This is a genomic window from Micromonospora sp. NRRL B-16802, from assembly GCF_001279555.1.
GTDB lineage: Bacteria > Actinomycetota > Actinomycetes > Mycobacteriales > Micromonosporaceae > Micromonospora > Micromonospora profundi.
The window spans coordinates 221897-242087 of record NZ_LGEB01000001.1; the positions used below are offsets into that span (position 1 = coordinate 221897).

Genomic DNA, 20191 nt, shown 5'->3' on the forward strand with positions numbered 1-20191 from the left:
GGCAGCGCTGAGCTTCGTGGAGGCGATTGTCGCCAAGGAGTGCGGCTACGTACCCCGGCCACCCGGACCGGAGCGGGTGGCCGCGGACGACGAGCTGCCGATCTGCGCGTGAGGTGGACGGGTGTGGTGCCGCCGCCCGGCTGACAGGTCGGCAGTGGGCGGATGGTCGGTCGGCTCGGGTGTGCTCGTCGGTGCGGCGACATCGTCCGTCGCGTCTGGCGCGGTCGTGGGCGTGGTTCATGCAGTCGTGGGCGTGGCTCGGCAGGCCGACGATCAGTGGGCGGATTGCACGCCGAGTGGGGTGTGCTGGTTGGGGCGGCGGCGTCCATCGCGTCTGGCGCAGCCGCAGGCGCGGCCCGTGCGGCTGCGGGCGTGGCCCCGTGCGGCTGCGGGCGTGGCCCCGTGCGGCTGCGGGCGTGGCTTGTGCAGTCGCGGGCGTGACTCAAGCGGTCGGGGGCGTGGCTCCGGGGCCGGGTGCTGCCTCGGGGTCTTGCTCGGCGTTCTGTTCGGCCGCTGGGCCGACTGCTCGCTCGGTCGGGCGGAGCGCGTGCACGGCTGGGCCGGCTGCTCGCTCGGCTGAGCCGGCCGGGCTGACCGCTCGCTCGGCTGACCCGGTTGCTTGCTCCCGGGCTAGGTGGCCGGCGGCGACAGTGGGCGCGGATGGCGGGTCGATGTCGGTCGCGGCCGGATCGGTGACGGAGGGCACCCCGTCGTCCCCATCGCCGTCCGCGAGGTCGGCGGCGGGGCTTTCCTCGTTTGCCGGCTCCGGGATCTCCTCTGCCGCCTCGATCACCGAGACGGCCTCCTCTTGGGCCGCAGCGGCGTGCGCGGCTTCGGACTGGGCCAGCAGGCTCGATGGTGCCTGCCACTGGATTCGGGGCGGCTCCGCCAGCGGCCGACCGCCGAACTCAGCGAGCCAGGCGGCGACGAGCGCCAGATTTTCCCGCCACTGATCCTCGGAGATCGGCGGCAGGATCGAGTCCCACAGCGACAGGAAGGTTCCCCGCAACTGCAGCCGGCCGTACGGGCGGGCCAAGAACCACATGTGCAGGTGAGCGGAGCCGTCGCCCCAACGGTTGACGTGCACCCGCGCCACCCCGTCCAGCGACCGGATTGCACGTTCCAGGCGAACTGTCATCACCCCGAGTTCGGCGGCGAGCAGATTCGGTAGATCGCCCAGATCGAGGTGGGTCCGCGACTCCAGGATGAGCACCATGGGCAGACCGGTGGGGCGATCCATGGCGCGTACCCGCCACCGCTCTCCCACCCAGATGTACGCGTCGTCGGGAGCGTTGCAGGCGGTGCATTCCCGGAGGCCCTCGCCCTTGCGTGGCGGTTCGACCGGGACCGGTTCGTCGAGCTGCTTCACACGGAGATCACCTTCGAAGGGGAACGAAGGCCACTGGGTGAAGTCCGGGACTGAGGGAGGGGTGTCGTGCACGAAGCTGACCCTAACCGAGTCTGGCACCCATGTCCCTACTTGTTTGATCGGTCCGGGCCGTCCAGATCAGTGCCTCGCGTCGATCGGCCGACCCGACGCCAACACCCCGCCAAAGCGATATCCACAGGCTGCCGAGACGGCGAACACAGGCCGTCATCCACAGGCCGACACCCGCGTCCACGCGGTGTTTCACGTGAAACGGGGGGTGCCTGTGGACAAAGGGTGTGGATAACTTTTCCACCGCTCGGTCGTTGCGGTCGGGCTGCGGTGAGCCGGCTCAGACGACGTTTCGATGGAGTCGCGGACGACGGTCACGCCAGGTCGCTTGAGGGGCGCCGAGTCAGGTTCGGCTCTGCCGTTAAAGCGGCGGACCGGCCGTGGCGCCGTCCACAGGTTTGAGGGCTCCTTGCGGCGGCGGCGGAGGGCCTTCCGGCAACGGTGGCCTCTATCGCGGCGGTGGCTTCTGGCCGGGGATCGGCTAGGTGCGTGGCTCTCGCAGGTGCGTGGCTCTCGCAGGTGCGTGGCTCTCGCAGGTGCGTGGCTCTCGCAGGTGCGTGGCTCTCGGAGGTGCGTGGCTTCCACTGGGGCTGTGGGCTGGCGCGGGCCCATGCCCGTCTGTGCGGCCGAAGCTCTCGACGACGGCTCTCAGCGGTATGGCGTGCCCTTCGTCAGGCAGACCGCCGACGTGGGCCGGCGGTGGTCGGGGTAGTCGGGGTAGTCGGGGTAGTCGGCGGGCATCGCGCTTGATCGACTCGGGTTCCATGAAATCGGGGTGTCACCGGCGATGAGACACCTCGATTTCCGTGAACGCGAGTCGATCATCGGTCGAGGTGGCGCCGTTTCACGTGAAACGCCCGCGCTATGGCCCCTCCGGCCATACGTAGATCCTGAGACGGCGAGCGGACGCCTCGCGCGCCCTCTCAGCGGGCCGCTGCCGGCTCCCCGCCCTCTCCGAGCACCTCGGGTACGGCACGTGTCGCTGAGCGCCCTTAGAGCCGCAGAGGTCAACTCCGTTCTGAGCTTCATGCGGGCGGGCGCCCCCGTTCCGCCTCGCGCGTCCTTGCGGCAGGACCGCCAGGACGCGCGAGGCGGCGTGAGGCGGCCCAGGGCTGTCCCGGGGCGCGCCCTCCGGTGACGCAACGCGCAGGGCGACCCGGTGAGGCAGCGCGGGCGCGCGGGGCGAGGCGGGTGGCGGGCGGGGCCGGGCGGCGCGGGTGGCGGGCGGGGCCGGGCACGCAAAGCCGGGGCTGGGCGGCGGGGCGGGGGCCGGGCACGCAGAGCCGGGGCGGCCCGGGAAGAGCGACACGACGCTGGACGCCATGGCAGAGCGCGCTGAGTCGGGGCGGTGCCCAAAGCTAGGACGGCGCAGCCGAGGCGGCAACCACAGCGACCAAGGTGACGCGGAAGGGGCCGAGCAGCCGAGCAGCCGAGCAGCCGAGCAGCCGAGCAGCCGAGCAGCCGAGCGATGCTACGCCCCCAACCGACGCGCAGGGCCACGCGTCTGTTTCACGTGAAACGGGCCCAGACGCAGGACGGCCGCGCTACCCGGGGGAAGCGCGGCCGCAGGGGAAGCGCGATCAGTCGCCGGAACCTTCCTGCTGCACTCCGATGATCCCGACGATCCGCTCCAGGTCGTCCACCGTGGCGAACTCGATCGTGATCTTGCCCTTGCTCCGGCCGATGTCGACCTTCACCCGGGTGTCGAAGCGGTCGGACAACCGGTCGGCCAGGTCCGACAGGGCGGGTGCGTGCGGCTTCGCTCGGCGCTTCGCCGCCTGCGTCTTCGCGGGCCCGTCGTTCAGCGCCAGCGCGACGACCTCTTCGGTGGCTCGCACCGACAGTCCTTCGGCCACGATTCGCAGCGCCAACTGCTCCTGGGCCTCCGGGTCGTCGAGGCTCAGGAGTGCGCGGGCGTGGCCGGCGGAGAGGATACCCGCCGCCACCCGGCGCTGCACCTGCGCCGGCAGGTTCAACAGGCGGATGGTGTTTGAGATCTGTGGGCGGCTGCGGCCGATCCGGCGAGCCAGCTCCTCGTGGGTGGCCCCGAACTCCTCAAGCAGCTGCTGGTAGGCGGCGGCCTCTTCGAGCGGGTTCAGGTTGGCCCGGTGGATGTTCTCCAGCAGCGCGTCGCGGAGCATGGCGTCGTCGCGGGTGTCCCGGACGATGGCCGGGATGCTGTCCCGCCCGACCGCCTGGGCGGCACGCCAACGCCGCTCACCCATCACCAGCTCGTACTTCTCGTCGTCGAGCTGCCGGACGACGATGGGCTGAAGGAAGCCGACCTCCTGGATCGAGGTCTTCAGCTCCTCAAGCGCCTCCTCGTCGAAGACCTGGCGGGGCTGCTTCGGGTTCGGCAGGATCGCGTCGACCGGGATTTCGGCGAACCGGGCGCCCGGCACCGGACTGAGAGTGGACTCCGGCTGGTGGGCCGGCACGCTGACAGGCGCAGCCGGTACGGCCGAGGTCGCCGCACCGTCGTCCACGTCGACGTCCACATGCCCGTTCTCCGGCTCGGCCGTCACGGTGCCAGCGGCACCTGGCACCGGCCCGGTCGGGATGAGCGCCCCAAGGCCCCGTCCCAGACCGCCCCGAGGACGGTTCTTCATGCCAAGCCTCCCAGCAACTTGTCCGCACTACGCATTCCGGCCCACCGGCTCCTTGACGCCCCGCTCGGCGATCTCCTGGGCTGCCTCGAAGTAACTTGTCGCGCCCCGCGAACCGGGATCGTAGGTCATCACCGACTGGCCGTAGCTGGGCGCCTCGGAGACCCGGACGTTGCGGGGAATGACGGCCTGGAGAACCTTGTCGCCGAAGTGGTTCCGCACGTCCTGCTCCACCGCGTCCGCCAGCCGGGTACGCCGGTCGTACATGGTCAGCAGGATGGTGGAGACGTCGAGCTTCGGGTTGAGGTGTTGGCGTACCAGGTTGATGTTGTTGATCAGCTGGTTGAGCCCCTCCAGGGCGTAGTACTCGCACTGGATCGGGATCAACACCTCCTGCGCGGCGACCAGGGCGTTGACAGTGAGCAGTCCGAGCGAGGGCGGGCAGTCGATGAAGACGTAGTCGAACTGGCCCGGGTAGGCGGTGATGGCCCGGTCGAGGCGCGACTCCCGCGCCACCACCGACACCAGCTCGATCTCCGCGCCGGCGAGGTCGATGGTGGCCGGTACGCACCAGAGGTTCGGGATCCCCTCGACCGCCTGCGCCACCTCGGACAGCGGCACGCTGTTGATGAGGCAGTCGTAGACGTCGGGAACGCCGGTGTGGTGCGGAACGTTGAGGCCCGTCGAGGCATTGCCCTGCGGGTCGAGGTCGACCACGAGCACCCGGTTGCCGTGCAGGGCGAGAGCCACCGCCAGGTTGACAGTGGTCGTGGTCTTGCCCACGCCGCCCTTCTGGTTGGCGACGCACATGACCCGGGTCCGGTCCGGCCGAGGCATTGTCACCTCGCCACTGGGATTCAGGATCTGCACGGCGCGCATCGCCTCCATAGCCAAGGGTGGGTCATCCTCTTCGCGCGTCGGGGTTTCACGTGAAACGTACGTGGGATCGGACGTGGCCGCCGTCGGCGACTCGGTCGGCACCTCGGGGACGACCACGGCATCCCGGGGTGCCGCAGCGGTGGGCTGATGCGGCACCGCAGGCTCGAAGCGCACCGCCGCAGCCGTGTTCCGCCGACCTGACGTCGGCCGCACCTCGGGTGCGTTGACCGGTCGGGTCAACCCCTCCGGTGTCCGACGACCAGCCGTCGGAGGCTCGACCGGGGCCGGCTGGCCCGCCGGTTCGTCCCGCGACACCGGCGGATCTCCGCCCTCCGCAGGAGGGGACGCCCCGGGCGCACCGGGCGACCAGCTCGGGTAGTCGGTTTCACGTGAAACAGGGTCGCTGGTTGACCCGGTCACGCGTGGATCGTCGTACCTGCCGTCGTCATGCACCTGTCATCCCTGCCCGCTTCGGATGGTCGGTCCGCGCCTCGGTCAACTTGGCCCGCACCCGCGCTCGCACCCCGGGGCGTACGGCCCCTTGGGAGCGGTCGGAGTCCGCGACGTCCGTCGGCCGCTCCACACTATCGACGCGCGGTCAGCCTACGGCGGACGGGCGCGGCCGGTCCACGTCGGGTTCTCATTCCCTCGTTCCATCCGTACGGGTACAACGAGGCAACCCACTGACCGGACGCCCGATGGCGCAACGATCAGCGGCGGCGTGCGCGTCCTGCACGGGCGCGCTTGCTGGCGGCCGGACGAGGTTGGCCGACAACGCGTTCACGGACGATCTCCACGACTGTGGCCGGCGGGTCGATCACCTCGACCCCGCACAGGCGCACTGCCGCCTCGCCGCCACCGAGCCGCGCCACGACGCCGGCGTGCTCCTCGACCTCCGCCGCGGCGGACGATCCCTTGAGTGCGAGCAGCCGTCCACCGCGTACCGCCAGGGGGAGGCACCAGGTCGCCAGCCGGTCCAGAGGTGCGACAGCGCGGGCGGTCACCACGTCTCCGCTGATCGGGTACCGATCGGCCGATCCGCTGGCGGCCTCGTCGGCCCGTCCCCGGAACACCCGCACCGACCTGGTCAGGCCGAGTTGTTCGACGGCCTCGATCAGGAACGACGTCCGTCGGGCGAGCGGTTCGATCAAGGTGACGGTCAGGTCGGGGCGTGCGATGGCCAGGACCATCCCGGGCAGGCCCGCGCCGGAGCCGACGTCGAGCACCGTCGCGTTGGCCGGGATCAGTTCCGCGACCGCCGCACAGTTGAGCAGGTGGCGGTCCCAGATCCGAGGTGCCTCCCGAGGGCCGATCAGACCGCGGACCACGCCGTCGGTCACCAGCAGTTCGGCGTACGCGGCGGCCAGGTCGAGCCGATCACCGAAGAGGGTGAGCGCGGCCGGAGCCAACTCGGGCGGCAGTGCCGCGTCGGCAGGCGACGGGCTGCGGTCACCGGACTCTGCCGCCGACGACGTGTCGCCGACATGCGCGTCCGGTGCGGAAGTGCCGCCGTCCTCGTCGTACCTATTCGGATCGGTGTCGGGCCGGACAGCGGACGGCCCGGGCGGCGTACCGCCCGGGCCGGTCACGGCGTCAGCCGCGGGGTCGTCGTGGGCCACCCGGTCAGTCCGCCGGCCGTACGACGATGCGACGGTTCGGCTCGACGCCCTCGGACTCGCTCGCCACGCCGGACATGGCGTTGACGACGTCGTGGACGCACTTGCGCTCGAATGCGGACATCGCCTCCAGCCGGACCGGCTCGCCGTACTCCTTGACCTTCTCGACGGCGTTCTTGGCCACGGCGGCGAGTTCCTTGCGTCGGGTCGCTCGGTAGCCACCGACGTCGAGCAGCAGGCGGCTCGGGGTCCCGGTCTGCCGGAAGATGGCCAGCCGGGTCAGCTCCTGAAGCGCCTCCAGGGTGGCGCCGCGCTGGCCCACCAGGTTCTGCAGTCGGGCACCGACCACCTCGACCACCGGCCGGCCACCGGCGACCAGTTCGTCGATGTCGCCGTCGTAGTCGAGGATGTCCAGCAGTCCTTCGACGTAGTCCGCCGCGATCTCGCTCTGCCGGAACAGTTCGCCCTCGCCGGCGGCCTTCTTCTCACGGCCGCCCGCGGCGGGGGCGTCGTCGTCCACCTCAGACTCGTCGGCCTCGGTGTCGCCGTCTGCTGCGAGAGGCGCGGTGTCCTCCTCGTCCAGGTGCTGCTCGACGCGGGGGATGCTGGTCTCGGTCACGGTCTCATCTCCGTACTCGCTCGGCCGGACCGTCGGGTCCGCTGGTTTCCCGGGGCCGGCGGGAGGTCGCCGGTGCCCGCGGGCACGTCTGTACGGGCAGTGTCGCCCGTGACCGCGTCGTGCGCGGCCGGTTCCGCCCGGCGCCGGCCATCCGGCGGCTGCACGGTGCGGAACGGGCCGTCGCCGGTGGTCCGACGACGGCCCGTACGGGTCAGCCCTGCCGCTTGGCGGGGCGGCTCTTCTTCGGGTTCACCGGCTTGGCGCCCGGCTTCGGACCGGCCACCTTGGGGGCGGTGGCCTTGACCGGCGCGGGCGGGGTCGACTTGCCACGGCCGAACAGACCACCGGACTTGGCGGGCTGCACAGGGTTGCGGCTGGCGGCGGGAGAGGTGGTCTTCTTCGCGGTCACCGGCGGGGGGAACTTGCGCAGCACCCACTGCTGCTGGCCGAGGGTGAAGAGGTTGTTCGTGACCCAGTAGATGATCACACCGATGGGGAAGATCGCGCCGGAGATCAGCAGCGACGCCGGGATGCCGTAGAGCATCAGTCGCTGGATCATCCGCTGCTGCGGGTCTTCGGCCCAGCCGGTCTTGAGGATCATCTGACGGCTGGTCAGGTAGGTGGTCGCGATCATGATCAGGACCAGCAGACCGGCGATGACCTTGACCGTGGTGCCGTTGGCGCCGAGGCGGGTCAGCTCGTCGGCGGTGGATCCGAACTTGCCGGCGATCGGGGCGGTGAAAATCTTCGCGTTGGACGCGCTGTCGAACTGGCTGGCGGTCCAGCCGTAGAGGTCCTTGCTCTGCTTGGCCGGGTCCAGGCGGCGCAGCACGTGGAAGAGACCGAGGAACACGGGGATCTGGAGGAACATCGGAAGGCAGCCCATCAGCGGGTTGGCCTTTTCCTTCCGATAGAGCTCCATCATCTCTTTCTGGAGCGTCTCCCGGTCACCCTTGTGCTTCTCCTGCAGCTCCTTGACCTTGGGCTGGAGGGCCTGCATCGCGCGCTGCGACTTGATCTGCTTGACGAAGACCGGGAACAGGATCACCCGGACGGTGACCACCAGGAAGACGATGGCCAGGATCCAGGCGAAGTTGGTGCCGATCACCGCGCCGACGGGCACCCCGATGGCGTCCCAGGCGGAGTGCCAGGTCAGCAGGATCCACGAAATCGCGTAGTAGATCCAGTCGAGACTCAATTCGGTGCTCCAGTCACATCGGCACGGCGGCGACCGCCCGGCTCCGGCACCGGGTCATGTCCACCAGGGTGGAAGGGGTGGCAGCGCAACAACCGCCGGACCGCCAGCGCGGCTCCCCGGAGCGCGCCGTGGGTGGACACCGCCTCCTGGGCGTACGCACTGCACGACGGGTAGAACCGGCAGCGGGCCGGCAGAGCCGGACTTATCCACCGACGGTACGCGATGATAGGCGCTGTCAGCACCTTGGCACCGGTCGACATCGGGGACGCGGCGGCGGTCTTGTCGCTGCTCAACGGGACCGCCTCTCTCGGGGCGACCGGGCAACCGCGACGGCGGCGTCCAGGTCTGCGGCGAGCCGGGGATATGACGCCTCGGCTGCTGCGGGCAACGCCCGGACGACCAGGGTACTGCCGGTGGGCAAGGCGGCCAGTCGTTCCCGGACCAGCGCGCGCAGTCGGCGCCGGACCTTGTTGCGGACGACCGCGTTGCCCACCGCCTTGGACACGACGAAGCCGGCGCGGGCCGGGACGGAGGCTTGCTCCGCACCAGTTTCCCGCGCCGGCTTCGGCGAGGTCGATGTGGTGGGGTCGGCGGTCACCGGCACGGTCAGGTGGACCACGACGGCACCTCGTCCGGCGCGTCGGCCACCGCGAACCGCTGCGGCGAAGTCAGTGCTGCGCCGCAGTCGCTGCGCAGCGGCCAGCACGACTGCCCACGTCCCCCGGACCCGCCCGGTCGGCTCAGGCCGACAGGGTGGTACGACCCTTGGCGCGACGGCTCGACAGGATGGCACGGCCGGCACGGGTGCGCATGCGCAGCCGGAAGCCGTGGGTCTTCGCGCGCCGGCGGTTGTTCGGCTGGTAGGTGCGCTTGCTCACGTCAGGCTCTCCGTATTCGTACGCGCCCCGCGCGACGGGATCGCCGGGGTTCTGGGGTGGTCCAGGCCACCTCGACGGTGACCACCGATCGGTGCTGCCCTGCGGAACGGGACCTCGGCGACGCGGGGATGCGACCGTGGGCAGCAAACACCCATCACCCTAGCAGAGGACGAGAGAGCAGCCGCTCCAGCCTACGCAGGGGCGCAATGACCGTCAAACATGCCCAGCGCCGCCGTCGAGGACGCGCCCGGGGCCGAAGGGGCGGTTTTCGCTGATGCCGACAAGGTCGCTGCCGCGTCGCCGGTTGATGGGGCAGGGACAACGCTGTTACCGTGCCCGATTGCGGTGAGCGTCGGAAGCTCCGGTCGTCGCGCGCAGGCAAGACCGGACACGCCGGTGAATCGTTCGGCACGGTGAACCCGCTTCAACGCCCGGCCAGGCAGGGGGCAGGTCGCACCCGCGTCCGCCGGGCGGCCCACAATCGGTCGGTACACAGGCTGTGGATAACCTGTGGACGACCCACTGGTCAGTCGTCCGGGTGGGTGATGTTCCACCCGCGCACGGGGCGGGCCCGGGACGGCCGGCTGGCAGACAGCGGCGGCCGGGAGCAGAGGCGAGGGGGTGGCACGACGGTGGCCGGTACGACCGACCTTGCCGCGGTGTGGTTAGCGGCGACCGACGAGCTCGCCGACGAGATCATCTCCGCCCAGCAGCGCGCCTACCTCCGGCTGACCCGGCTACGGGCGATCGTCGAGGACACCGCGCTGCTCTCCGTTCCGGACGCGTTCACCCGGGACGTGATCGAGTCACGGCTGCGCCCGGCGATCACCGAGGCGTTGACCCGCAGGCTCGGCAGGCCCATCCAGGTGGCGGTGACGGTGCGGGTGGCCGAGGACGCCACCGGACGCCCGGCCGGCACCGTCTACCGCAGCGCACCGGAGCCAGGCTCGACCGACGGCGAGATCCCGCTGTCCGGTTCCCTCGACGACGGGCACTCCGGACGACCGCCGGCCGACAACACCATCCCCGAGCAGCATCAGCCGGGGTACGACCTCGCCGCACCGCCGGCGCCGCCCGGTCCGCCACCCGCACCGGCTGCCGACGGCCACCGGTCCGGGCTGATTCCGGCCAGCCGCGACGGGCAGGAGGCGCTGTTCAGCGCCGCGTTCGTGGAGCCGCTGCGGTCTCCGCCCCGGGCGGGGTCGGACCGGCGCGGCTACGACGACCAGCCCCCCCGGCAGGATCAGCCGGGCCCTGACACCCGGCCCTACGAGCCCCGCTACCGCGAGGACGCCGGGTCGCCCCGGGACCAGCACGTGATCCGTCCACTGCCCCGCGACGGTGGAACCGACAGCGGGCCCGGCCGCGGCGGGATGGATCACCGCGCCGGCGGCCGCGACGACCGTCGGCTGCCCGGCACCGACACCGGCGGCAACAGGCTGAACCCGAAGTACATGTTCGAGACGTTCGTCATCGGCTCGTCGAATCGCTTCGCCCACGCGGCGAGCGTCGCGGTGGCCGAGTCGCCGGCGAAGGCGTACAACCCGCTCTTCATCTACGGCAGCTCCGGGTTGGGCAAGACCCACCTGTTGCACGCCATCGGCCACTACGCCACGACGCTCGGTAACGCGCGGTCGGTGCGGTACGTGTCGACCGAGGAGTTCACGAACGACTTCATCAACTCGCTCCGGGACGACAAGACAAGTGCGTTCCAGCGCCGCTACCGCGACGTCGACATCCTGCTGATCGACGACATCCAGTTCCTGGAGAACCGCGAGCGTACGCAGGAGGAGTTCTTCCACACCTTCAACACCCTGCACAACGCCAACAAGCAGATCGTGATCACCTCCGACCGGTCGCCGAAGCAGTTGGCGACGCTGGAGGACCGGCTGCGGACCCGCTTCGAGTGGGGCCTGCTCGCCGACATCCAGCCTCCGGACCTGGAGACGCGGATCGCGATCCTGCAGAAGAAGGCAGCGCAGGAGCGGCTCTACGCCCCACCGGACGTACTGGAGTTCATCGCCTCCCGGGTGTCGAACTCGATCCGGGAGCTGGAGGGCGCGCTGATCCGGGTGACCGCGTTCGCCAGCCTGACCCGGTCGACCGTCGAGCTGTCGCTGGCCGAGGAGGTGCTGCGGGACTTCATCCCGGACGGCGCCGGCCCGGAGATCACGGCCGACCAGATCATGGTCTCCACCGCCGACTACTTCGGGGTGAGCCTGGAGGACCTGCGCGGCCAGTCCCGCTCCCGGGTGCTCGTCAACGCCCGCCAGGTGGCCATGTATCTCTGTCGGGAGCTGACCGAGTTGTCGTTGCCCCGGATCGGGCAGGCGTTCGGCGGTCGGGACCACACCACTGTCATGCACGCGGACCGCAAGATCCGGCAGCAGATGGCCGAGCGCCGCTCGCTCTACAACCAGATTGCCGAGCTGACCAACCGGATCAAGCAGAACACCTGAGGGGTACGGCGGCACGCGTACCCGGGACACGCCCGGCCGGAGATCCGGTCGGGCGTTCTTTTCGTCCGCGCCGGGGCACCGGCCCGTCTCCGAGGCGCCCGACTCGCGCTCTTTTTGTCTCCCGCGAGGGGCCTCGGGTTGACCCTCGACATGGTGCAGACCACAGGATCGACGCCGTGTCCGCTTCGTTGCTCACTCGTTGTCCACAGCTCGTTATCCACCGTCAGTGGATAACTACGGTCCGCGCTCCGCCAGTTACCCACAGGCTGTGGAGAAACCCTGTGTACGACGCTGTGGACGGCTGGGGACAACCGCGAGGTTATCCACCGATGCCTGTCCACCTGTGTACGGGCTGTTGAAGGTTCTGGGGACAACCACAATGGTGATCTTCCCGGCTGTCCACAGGCATGGGGAGAAAGTCGGTGGATTACCGGTGGACAACCGGTGGACAACGGTGGACAACCTCCCGCCGTCGCCGGGCTGTGGACAGACGAGGCGGTTGTACCCCGGGTTCTCCACAGCTAAATCACCGGTGGATAACCTGTCTGAGCTGCGCGAACTTGAGTTCTCCACAGTTTGCACAGGTGCGATGAAGACGATGAGTTATCTCTTCTAAGAGAACAAAAACCAATCATCACCGTTGGGCTTTCTGTGGATCGGGCCGAACGCTGCCGGACAGGCCGGTCAGCATCGACACGATCCATGGGGTCGGGCGCACAGCCGATGCCCCCGCGCCCTAAGGTGCGATGGGTACCCGCACGGTCGGGCGGGACGGTAGGCAGCGGTCGGCATGAGAGAGTTGTCGCTGACGTCGACGCGGAGGCATTGATGAAGTTCCGAGTGGAGCGCGACGCGCTCGCCGAGGCCGTGGCGTGGACCGCGAAGAGCCTGCCCAACCGGCCATCCGTACCGGTGCTCGCCGGGGTGATGCTGCGCGTCACCGACGGCAACCTGCGGGTTTCCGGGTTCGACTACGAGGTCTCCAGCCAGGTCACCGTCGAGGTGCAGGGTGACGCCGACGGTGCCGCCCTGGTCTCCGGCCGGTTGCTCGCCGAGATCACCAAGGCGTTGCCGGCCAAGCCGGTGGACATCGCCGCGGTCGGGGCCCACCTCGAGCTGGTCTGCGGCAGCGCCCGGTTCACCCTGCCCACCATGCCTGTGGAGGACTACCCCGCGCTTCCCGAGATGCCGCAGAGCGCCGGGACCGTGGACGCGGCAGCGTTCGCCACCGCCGTCGCCCAGGTGGCCGTCGCCGCCGGCCGCGACGAGACGCTGCCGATGATGACCGGCGTCCGGGTCGAACTCTCCGGCAGCACCCTGTCCATGCTCGCCACGGACCGGTACCGGCTGGCGCTGCGTGAGATCCAGTGGCGGCCCGACGACCCCGACGTCAGCATCAACGCGCTGGTGCCGGCCCGCACGCTCAACGACACCGCGAAGGCGCTCGGCCCGATCGGTGGCGAGGTCACCCTCGCCCTCGCGCAGGGTGCTGCCGGTGAGGGCATGGTCGGTCTCGCCGGAGGCACCCGACGCACCACCAGCCGCCTGCTCGACGGCGCCAACTACCCACCGGTGCGATCCCTCTTCCCCGCCACCCACAACGCCGAGGCCCGGGTGCCGGTCAGCACCCTGATCGAGGTGGTCAAGCGGGTCGCGCTCGTCGCCGAGCGGACCACCCCGGTGCTGCTCAGCTTCAGCGCCGACGGTCTGGTGGTCGAGGCCGGTGGCTCCGAGGAGGCCCGGGCCAGCGAGGCCATGGAGGCCACCTTCACCGGTGAGGCACTCACCATCGGTTTCAACCCCCAGTACCTCATCGACGGCCTGGCAAACCTGGGTTCCCAGACCGCCATGCTCTCGTTCGTCGACGCCTTCAAACCCGCGGTGATCTCGCCCGCTGGCGAGGATGGCGAGGTCATTCCGGGGTACCGGTACCTCATCATGCCGATCCGCGTGTCCCGCTGATCGCGCCCAGCAACACCCAGATCCACGGAGGTAGGAACAGATGCAGCTCGGCCTGGTAGGACTCGGCCGGATGGGCGGCAACATGCGCGAGCGGTTGCGGGCAGCTGGGCACGAGGTGGTCGGCTTCGACCACAACCCGCAGCTGAGCGACGCCGCCGACCTCGCCGAGCTGGCGGCAAAGCTCGAATCGCCGCGCGCTGTCTGGGTCATGGTGCCCGCCGGCGTCACCGACGCCACCATCGACGAGCTCGCCGCAGTGCTCGGCGAGGGCGACATCATCATCGACGGCGGCAACTCGCGCTTCAGCGACGACGCTCCGCGCGCGGAGCGGCTCAACGAGCAGGGCATCGGCTACATCGACGTCGGCGTCTCCGGCGGCGTCTGGGGCCGCCAGAACGGCTACGGCCTGATGGTCGGCGGCTCCCAGGAGCACGTGGACCGGCTCATGCCGATCTTCGACGCGCTCAAGCCGGAGGGTGAGTTCGGCTTCGTGCACGCCGGCCCGGTCGGCGCGGGGCACTACTCGAAGATGGTGCACAACGGCATCGAGTACGGCCTCATGCACGCCTACGCCGAGGGCTACGAGCTGATGGCCGCCTCCGAGTTGGTGACCAACGTCCCGGGGGTCATCAAGTCCTGGCGTGAGGGCACCGTCGTGCGCTCCTGGCTGCTCGACCTGCTGGACCGGGCCCTCGACGAGGACCCGGAGCTGGCCGAGCTGAGCGGCTACACCGAGGACACCGGCGAGGGTCGCTGGACTGTCGACGAGGCCGTCCGGCTCGCCGTGCCGCTGAACGTCATCACCGCCTCCCTGTTCGCCCGGTTCGCGTCCCGCCAGGACGACTCACCGGCCATGAAGGCGGTCTCCGCGCTGCGCCAGCAGTTCGGCGGCCACGCCGTCCACAAGCGCTGAGCGGTATCCACACCCTGTGTACGTCCAGCGGCTGGAACTGGTCGACTTCCGCTCGTACGAGCGGGTCGCCGTCGACCTCCAACCGGGGGCGAACGTCCTGGTCGGCGCCAACGGCGTCGGCAAGACCAACCTCGTCGAGGCGCTGGGCTACGTGGCGACCCTGGACTCGCACCGGGTCGCCACTGACGCGCCGCTCGTCCGGATGGGCGCCTCCTCGGCGGTGATCCGCTGCGCTGTCGCACACGAGGGGCGGGAACTGCTGGTCGAGCTGGAGATCGTGCCCGGCAAGGCCAACCGCGCCCGGCTGGGCAGATCTCCGGCACGGCGTGCCCGGGACGTGCTCGGCGCCCTGCGCCTTGTGCTCTTCGCCCCGGAGGACCTGGAGCTGGTCCGGGGCGATCCGGCCGAGCGTCGCCGCTACCTGGACGACCTGCTTGTCACCAGGCAGCCCCGCTACGCGGGCGTGCGGGCCGACTACGAGCGGGTCGTCAAGCAGCGCAACGCCCTGCTGCGCACCGCGTACCTGGCCCGCAAGACCGGCGGGTCCCGCGGCGGAGACCTCGGCACCCTCGCCGTCTGGGACACCCACCTGGCCCAGCACGGCGCCGAACTTCTCGCCGGCCGGTTGGAGCTGGTAGCTGCGCTCACTCCGCACGTCGCCAAGGCGTACGACGCGGTGGCCGCCGGCCGGGGTGCGGCCAGCATCGCCTACCGGCCCTCGATCGAGCTGACCGACGCGACAATGGACCGGGCCGCGTTGGCCGAGGCGCTGACCGCAGCGCTGGCCGCCTCCCGGTCCGCCGAGATCGAACGGGGCACGACCCTCGTCGGTCCGCACCGCGACGAGCTGGCCCTTGCCCTCGGCCCACTGCCCGCCAAGGGGTACGCCAGCCACGGCGAGTGCTGGTCGTTCGCTCTCGCGCTGCGGCTGGCCGGCTACGATCTGCTGCGCGCCGACGGCATCGAACCGGTGCTGATCCTCGATGACGTCTTCGCCGAGTTGGACACCGGACGCCGGGAGCGGCTGGCCGAGCTTGTCGGCGGAGCGAGTCAGCTGCTCGTCACCTGCGCCGTGGACGACGACGTACCTGCCGCCCTGCGCGGCACCCGATACCAGGTCGGCGAGGGGGCTGTACGCCGTGTCGAATGAGCCACGCGCCAACGGGAACGACACGGGCCGGACCGACCGGCGGGCCGGTGACGCCACGGACGCGCGTACCCCAGGGGTGTCCGCGGACGGCGGAGCTGGCGGGCAGGCGGAGGCCGCGAGCGGGCCGGAGCTGGCCCGTGCGGTCCTCGACGCGGCGCTGTCCCGGCGGCAGGCGGCGGCCCGCGCACGACGTACCCCCTCGGGCGCCGGTGGCGACGGCGCTGGCGGTTCGGGGCGGAGGCTGCGTGGCTACTCCGGTCCCGGCCCCGACCCGCGCGACCCGCAGCCGCTCAGCGCGGTGCTGAACCGGCTTGTGAAGGCGCGGGGCTGGCAGCAGCCGGCGGCCGAGGCCACCGTGTTCGGCGCCTGGGAACGGGTGGTCGGCGCGGAGGTCGCCCAGCACAGCCGGCCTGTCAAGCTGGAGAACGGCGAGCTGACGGTAGAGGCGCGCTCGACCGCGTGGGCGACCCAGCTGCGCCTGCTGGCCGGCTCGCTGCTCAAGCAGATCGCCCAGGAGGTGGGCCACAACGTGGTACGCAAGCTGCACATCCACGGCCCGGCCGCGCCGTCCTGGTCGAAGGGGCCGCGTCGGGTACGTGGCCGGGGACCACGGGACACCTACGGCTGAGCGGATCCGCCCCGGTTCCGGCCAGCCTCGCGGGCAGCCCGCTTCCGTTCGCGCTGCTCCTGGGTGTGGCGCTTGCGCTCGGCCAGGTCGCGCTTCCACGCCTCGCGGGCCTCGGCGGTGCCGCCCTGAATCGCACCCTGCACACCTTCGGCGGGGCCGGCGAGGTTGCGGAAGGTCCAGCGCAGGAACCGGCCGCCCTCGCCCGGAGACTTGGGGGCCGCACCGTTCTCAGTCATCTGTCGCCTTCTCTCGCCGCGCCCGACAGGTAATTGGGCTACCAATGGTTGGTGTACCAATGATCGCTTACGATAATGACCACGCGTGGGGAGGGCAACCGATGATCGACCGACCGGAGGGCGACGATCCGCTGGCGTTGGAGCAGCAGGTCTGTTTCGCCCTCTCGGTGGCGGCGCGCAGCGTGGTGGCCGTCTACCGGCCCCTGCTGGAGCCGATGGGGCTGACCCATCCGCAGTACCTGGTAATGCTGGCGCTCTGGCAGCACGCGCCGCTCTCCGGTCGCGACCTGAGCCGTCTCCTGCAACTCGATCCGGGCACGCTGTCACCTCTGCTGAAGCGGTTGGAGGCCGCCGGCTATCTGCGCCGCGAGCGCGACGCCGCCGACGAACGCAGCCTCGCCGTCACCCTGACCGCCAGCGGTGCCGCCCTGCGCAGCCAGGCCGAACTGATCCCGGCAGCGATCGTGCGGCGGCTCGGGCTGCCGGTTTCGGACCTGCAGCACCTGCACGGGGTGCTCACCCGGGTCATCGCCGCGGCCAACCGGCCCGGCGGCGAGCAGCCCTCGGAGGCGCCCGGTCAGGCGTCGGCGTAGACGGCGAAGCCGCGATCGGCGCAGCGCCTGTAGAACGCCGCCAAAACCCCCAACTCGGGGCAGGTGAAGTTCCACTGCGGCGGATCGCCGCTCTCGTCGCGCATCGCGTCCAGCCGGCTCTCCAGCCACCGGAGCTGCTGCTCGGCGAGCCGACCGTCACCGAGCAGCGAACGCAGAACCGTGCTCACCGACTCGAATGTGACAGCCTCGCCGTACGCGCGATGGCCGGCCACGAACCGTTCGATGCCGGCCGCGATCCAGGCACACCCGTCCGGATCGATTACCGGGTCCTCGTCCTCTGCCGCGGCGTCTGTGGCATACAACACACCCTCAAGGCCGAGCAGAAGATCCACCAACTCGGTGTACGCGGTCGCGCGGATGGTGCCGGTCTTCGCGATCAGCTCCGCCAGGGCCGCCGTCGGCGCCGAGATCCCGGGTACGTCGACGATCTCGCCGAAGTCGACGAACTCGGCCGGCGCGACCGGATCGTAGAAGCGGCCGGTCCGCGGCCAGTGCACCGCGACGTTGTCCAGCCCCATCTGTCACCTCTTAAAGAGCACGTGTCGGGACGATCGGGTCGATCGTCCCGGTTCCGGCCGCTAAAGATCAAGGCCGCTTCCGGAGCGCCGCAAACCTACGACACCCGAGATCCGACCGCGACCCCCGACCCGCCCGGCCGCGGGTCAACCCGTCCGGCGGCGGCGCGTGCGATCGAGGCATGGCGTGTGGGGGGAGTCGTGGGTAATGGGGTTCTGCCGGCTATGGACATCTCAGCCGCCTCGTTGAGGGTGCCGAGTGGCGGTTCTGTCCCGCGCGCACAGTAGGATTGACAGTGAGACGAAGACCCGGTGCGGAGTGCGGGACGGGGCCGGTGGCCCCGGATCATTCTCCATGTCGGGTCGAGCCGATCGCGATCCGCGGGCAACCGCGGCGACCGGCGCGTTCGACCCGCTGTCCGGAGGTCTCCGGCACCGGTCCGCGCGCCGACGTCGCGTCCTGTCCGCCGAACCCGCGCCCGACGCGCCCTGTTTTGGCGTGGACGACGCGAGAAAGTGGCCGAGGGTGGCAGCGCAGGACAAGCAGGAGTACGGCGCAGAGTCGATCACCGTTCTCGAAGGGCTGGAGGCCGTTCGCAAGCGGCCCGGTATGTACATCGGGTCCACCGGCGAGCGCGGTCTGCACCACCTCGTGTGGGAGGTCGTCGACAACGCGGTGGACGAGGCGCTGGCCGGATACTGCGACACCATCGACGTCGTGCTACTCGCCGACGGCGGCGTACGCGTCACCGACAACGGCCGTGGTTTCCCGGTCGACCTCCACCCGAAGCTCAAGAAGCCCGGCGTCGAGGTCGCGTTGACCATCCTGCACGCGGGTGGCAAGTTCGACGGCAAGGCGTACGCGGTCTCCGGCGGTCTGCACGGCGTCGGTGTCTCTGTGGTGAACGCGCTCTCCACGAAGATGTTCGTCGAGATCCACAAGTCCGGCTCCGTGTGGCGGCAGCACTACACCAATTCCAAGCCGAGCCCGCTGGAGAAGGGCGAGACCACCGACCGCACCGGCTCGGCCGTCTCCTTCTGGCCCGACCCCGACGTCTTCGAGACCGTCGACTTCGACTTCCAGACCATCTACCGGCGTCTCCAGGAGATGGCCTTCCTCAATCGCGCCCTGCGCATCCACCTGCTCGACGAGCGGGTGGCCGAGGAGGAGGACGGCCGGCAGCGTGAGGTGACCTTCTACTACGAGGGTGGCATCGCCGACTTCGTCCGACACCTCAACGCCTCGAAGAGCCCGATCCACAAGACCGTGGTCGAGTTCGAGGCCGAAGAGGAGGGCATGTCACTCGAGATCGCCATGCAGTGGAACGAGTCGTACGGCGAGTCGGTCTACACCTTCGCCAACACGATCAACACGCACGAGGGCGGCACCCACGAGGAGGGCTTCCGCTCCGCGCTGACGAGCGTGGTCAACCGGTACGGCACCGACAAGAAGCTGCTCAAGGGCGACGAGAAGCTCTCCGGTGAGGACATCCGGGAAGGGCTCGCGGCGATCATCTCGGTCAAGCTGGCCAACCCGCAGTTCGAAGGTCAGACCAAGACCAAGCTGGGCAACACCCCTGTGAAGAGCTTCGTGCAGCGAGTCTGCAACGACCGGCTGGTCGACTGGTTCGACCGCAACCCGGCCGAGGCCAAGATGATCATTACGAAGGCCTCCCAGGCGGCTCGGGCACGGATCGCCGCGCAGCAGGCGCGCAAGCTGGCCCGGCGCAAGTCTCTGCTGGAGTCCGGCTCGATGCCGGGCAAGCTCGCCGACTGCCAGTCAACGGACCCCCGCGAGTCCGAGGTGTTCATCGTCGAGGGCGACTCGGCGGGTGGCTCGGCCAAGCAGGGCCGCGACCCGCGCACCCAGGCGATCCTGCCGATCCGCGGCAAGATCCTCAACGTGGAGAAGGCCCGGATCGACAGGGTGCTGAAGAACAACGAGGTCCAGGCGCTGATCACCGCGCTGGGCACCGGCATCCACGACGACTTCGACATGGAGAAGCTGCGGTACCACAAGGTGGTGCTGATGGCCGACGCCGACGTCGACGGCCAGCACATCCAGACGCTGCTGCTCACGCTGCTGTTCCGCTTCATGCGTCCGCTTGTGGAGATGGGCCACGTCTACCTGGCCGCCCCGCCGCTCTACAAGATCAAGTGGAACAAGAAGGGCGACGACGCCCAGTACGCGTACTCCGACCGCGAGCGGGACGGGCTGATCGCGCTGCGCCAGCAGAAGAAGCCGAACGCCAAGCCGGACGACATCCAGCGCTTCAAGGGCCTCGGCGAGATGAACTACCCCGAGCTGTGGGAAACCACGATGAACCCGGCAACGCGTACCCTGCGTCAGGTCACTCTCGACGACGCGGCGACCGCCGACGAGTTGTTCAGCGTGCTGATGGGTGAGGACGTCGAGGCCCGCCGGTCGTTCATCCAGCGCAACGCCAAGGACGTGCGGTTCCTGGACATCTGACGGACTG

The 20191-nt window shown here is 70.1% G+C and carries 18 protein-coding genes; 7 read left to right on the plus strand and 11 right to left on the minus strand.

Features of this window, described 5'->3' with window-relative positions; all coding sequences use genetic code 11:
* Nucleotides 1-442: 442 nt before the first annotated feature.
* The 9 genes from ADK66_RS01065 to rpmH form a co-directional block, all read right to left on the minus strand.
* Nucleotides 443-1441: a hypothetical protein gene (locus tag ADK66_RS01065; protein WP_231639859.1), complete on the minus strand. Its 999-nt coding sequence runs from the start codon at nt 1439-1441 to the stop codon at nt 443-445.
* Between the two features lie 1577 nt (nt 1442-3018).
* Nucleotides 3019-4047 (minus strand): ParB/RepB/Spo0J family partition protein, encoded by a 1029-nt coding sequence (locus ADK66_RS01070; RefSeq protein WP_053651683.1) that lies wholly within the window; start codon nt 4045-4047, stop codon nt 3019-3021.
* Between the two features lie 27 nt (nt 4048-4074).
* A complete protein-coding gene (locus tag ADK66_RS32610; protein WP_280846146.1) occupies nt 4075-5163 on the minus strand; it encodes a ParA family protein in 1089 nt (362 codons plus the stop codon).
* Between the two features lie 470 nt (nt 5164-5633).
* Nucleotides 5634-6542: a 16S rRNA (guanine(527)-N(7))-methyltransferase RsmG gene (rsmG, locus tag ADK66_RS01080; RefSeq protein WP_053651688.1), complete on the minus strand. Its 909-nt coding sequence runs from the start codon at nt 6540-6542 to the stop codon at nt 5634-5636.
* Between the two features lie 4 nt (nt 6543-6546).
* Nucleotides 6547-7158, minus strand: coding sequence for a R3H domain-containing nucleic acid-binding protein (locus ADK66_RS01085; protein WP_053651690.1), 612 nt, complete (start codon nt 7156-7158; stop codon nt 6547-6549).
* A gap of 211 nt (nt 7159-7369) precedes the next feature.
* On the minus strand, nt 7370-8356 hold the full coding sequence (gene yidC, locus ADK66_RS01090; protein ID WP_053651693.1) for a membrane protein insertase YidC: 987 nt from the start codon (nt 8354-8356) through the stop codon (nt 7370-7372).
* Complete coding sequence (yidD, locus tag ADK66_RS30415) at nt 8353-8616, minus strand: membrane protein insertion efficiency factor YidD (RefSeq protein WP_209274737.1); 264 nt, start codon at nt 8614-8616, stop codon at nt 8353-8355. Before yidD ends, yidC begins: the two co-directional genes overlap by 4 nt.
* Before the next feature lie 29 nt (nt 8617-8645).
* A complete protein-coding gene (rnpA, locus tag ADK66_RS01095) occupies nt 8646-9062 on the minus strand; it encodes a ribonuclease P protein component (protein WP_053651695.1) in 417 nt (138 codons plus the stop codon).
* 34 nt (nt 9063-9096) lie between these two features.
* A complete protein-coding gene (gene rpmH / locus ADK66_RS01100; RefSeq protein WP_007453904.1) occupies nt 9097-9234 on the minus strand; it encodes a 50S ribosomal protein L34 in 138 nt (45 codons plus the stop codon).
* A gap of 632 nt (nt 9235-9866) precedes the next feature.
* Between rpmH and dnaA the strand changes: the two genes are divergently transcribed.
* The 5 genes from dnaA (at nt 9867) to ADK66_RS01125 (ending at nt 16346) form a co-directional block, all read left to right on the plus strand.
* On the plus strand, nt 9867-11693 hold the full coding sequence (gene dnaA, locus ADK66_RS01105) for a chromosomal replication initiator protein DnaA (RefSeq protein ID WP_053652329.1): 1827 nt from the start codon (nt 9867-9869) through the stop codon (nt 11691-11693).
* Between the two features lie 828 nt (nt 11694-12521).
* On the plus strand, nt 12522-13655 hold the full coding sequence (gene dnaN, locus ADK66_RS01110) for a DNA polymerase III subunit beta (RefSeq protein WP_053651697.1): 1134 nt from the start codon (nt 12522-12524) through the stop codon (nt 13653-13655).
* A 40-nt stretch (nt 13656-13695) separates the two neighbouring features.
* Nucleotides 13696-14568 carry a phosphogluconate dehydrogenase (NAD(+)-dependent, decarboxylating) gene (gnd, locus tag ADK66_RS01115; RefSeq protein WP_053651699.1) on the plus strand — a complete coding sequence of 291 codons (873 nt, stop codon included), beginning with the start codon at nt 13696-13698 and terminating at the stop codon, nt 14566-14568.
* A 16-nt stretch (nt 14569-14584) separates the two neighbouring features.
* Nucleotides 14585-15718, plus strand: a complete 1134-nt coding sequence (recF, locus tag ADK66_RS01120; protein WP_053651701.1) for a DNA replication/repair protein RecF — start codon at nt 14585-14587, stop codon at nt 15716-15718.
* A 76-nt stretch (nt 15719-15794) separates the two neighbouring features.
* The gene (locus ADK66_RS01125) at nt 15795-16346 is read left to right on the plus strand and encodes a DUF721 domain-containing protein (protein ID WP_053652330.1); all 552 of its coding nucleotides are present in this window, start codon (nt 15795-15797) and stop codon (nt 16344-16346) included.
* Here the strand turns inward: ADK66_RS01125 and ADK66_RS01130 are convergent.
* Nucleotides 16337-16582, minus strand: a complete 246-nt coding sequence (locus ADK66_RS01130; RefSeq protein ID WP_053651703.1) for a hypothetical protein — start codon at nt 16580-16582, stop codon at nt 16337-16339. The two genes, ADK66_RS01125 and ADK66_RS01130, sit on opposite strands and share 10 nt — an antisense overlap.
* 101 nt (nt 16583-16683) lie before the next feature.
* Between ADK66_RS01130 and ADK66_RS01135 the strand changes: the two genes are divergently transcribed.
* On the plus strand, nt 16684-17175 hold the full coding sequence (locus ADK66_RS01135; protein ID WP_053651705.1) for a MarR family winged helix-turn-helix transcriptional regulator: 492 nt from the start codon (nt 16684-16686) through the stop codon (nt 17173-17175).
* On the opposite strand, the gene ADK66_RS01140 is transcribed toward ADK66_RS01135, so the two are convergent.
* Nucleotides 17160-17714 (minus strand): hypothetical protein, encoded by a 555-nt coding sequence (locus ADK66_RS01140; RefSeq protein WP_053651707.1) that lies wholly within the window; start codon nt 17712-17714, stop codon nt 17160-17162. The genes ADK66_RS01135 and ADK66_RS01140 overlap by 16 nt on opposite strands.
* Before the next feature lie 523 nt (nt 17715-18237).
* Here ADK66_RS01140 and gyrB point away from each other — a divergent pair.
* Complete coding sequence (gene gyrB / locus ADK66_RS01145; RefSeq protein ID WP_053651709.1) at nt 18238-20184, plus strand: DNA topoisomerase (ATP-hydrolyzing) subunit B; 1947 nt, start codon at nt 18238-18240, stop codon at nt 20182-20184.
* Nucleotides 20185-20191 lie beyond the last annotated feature (7 nt).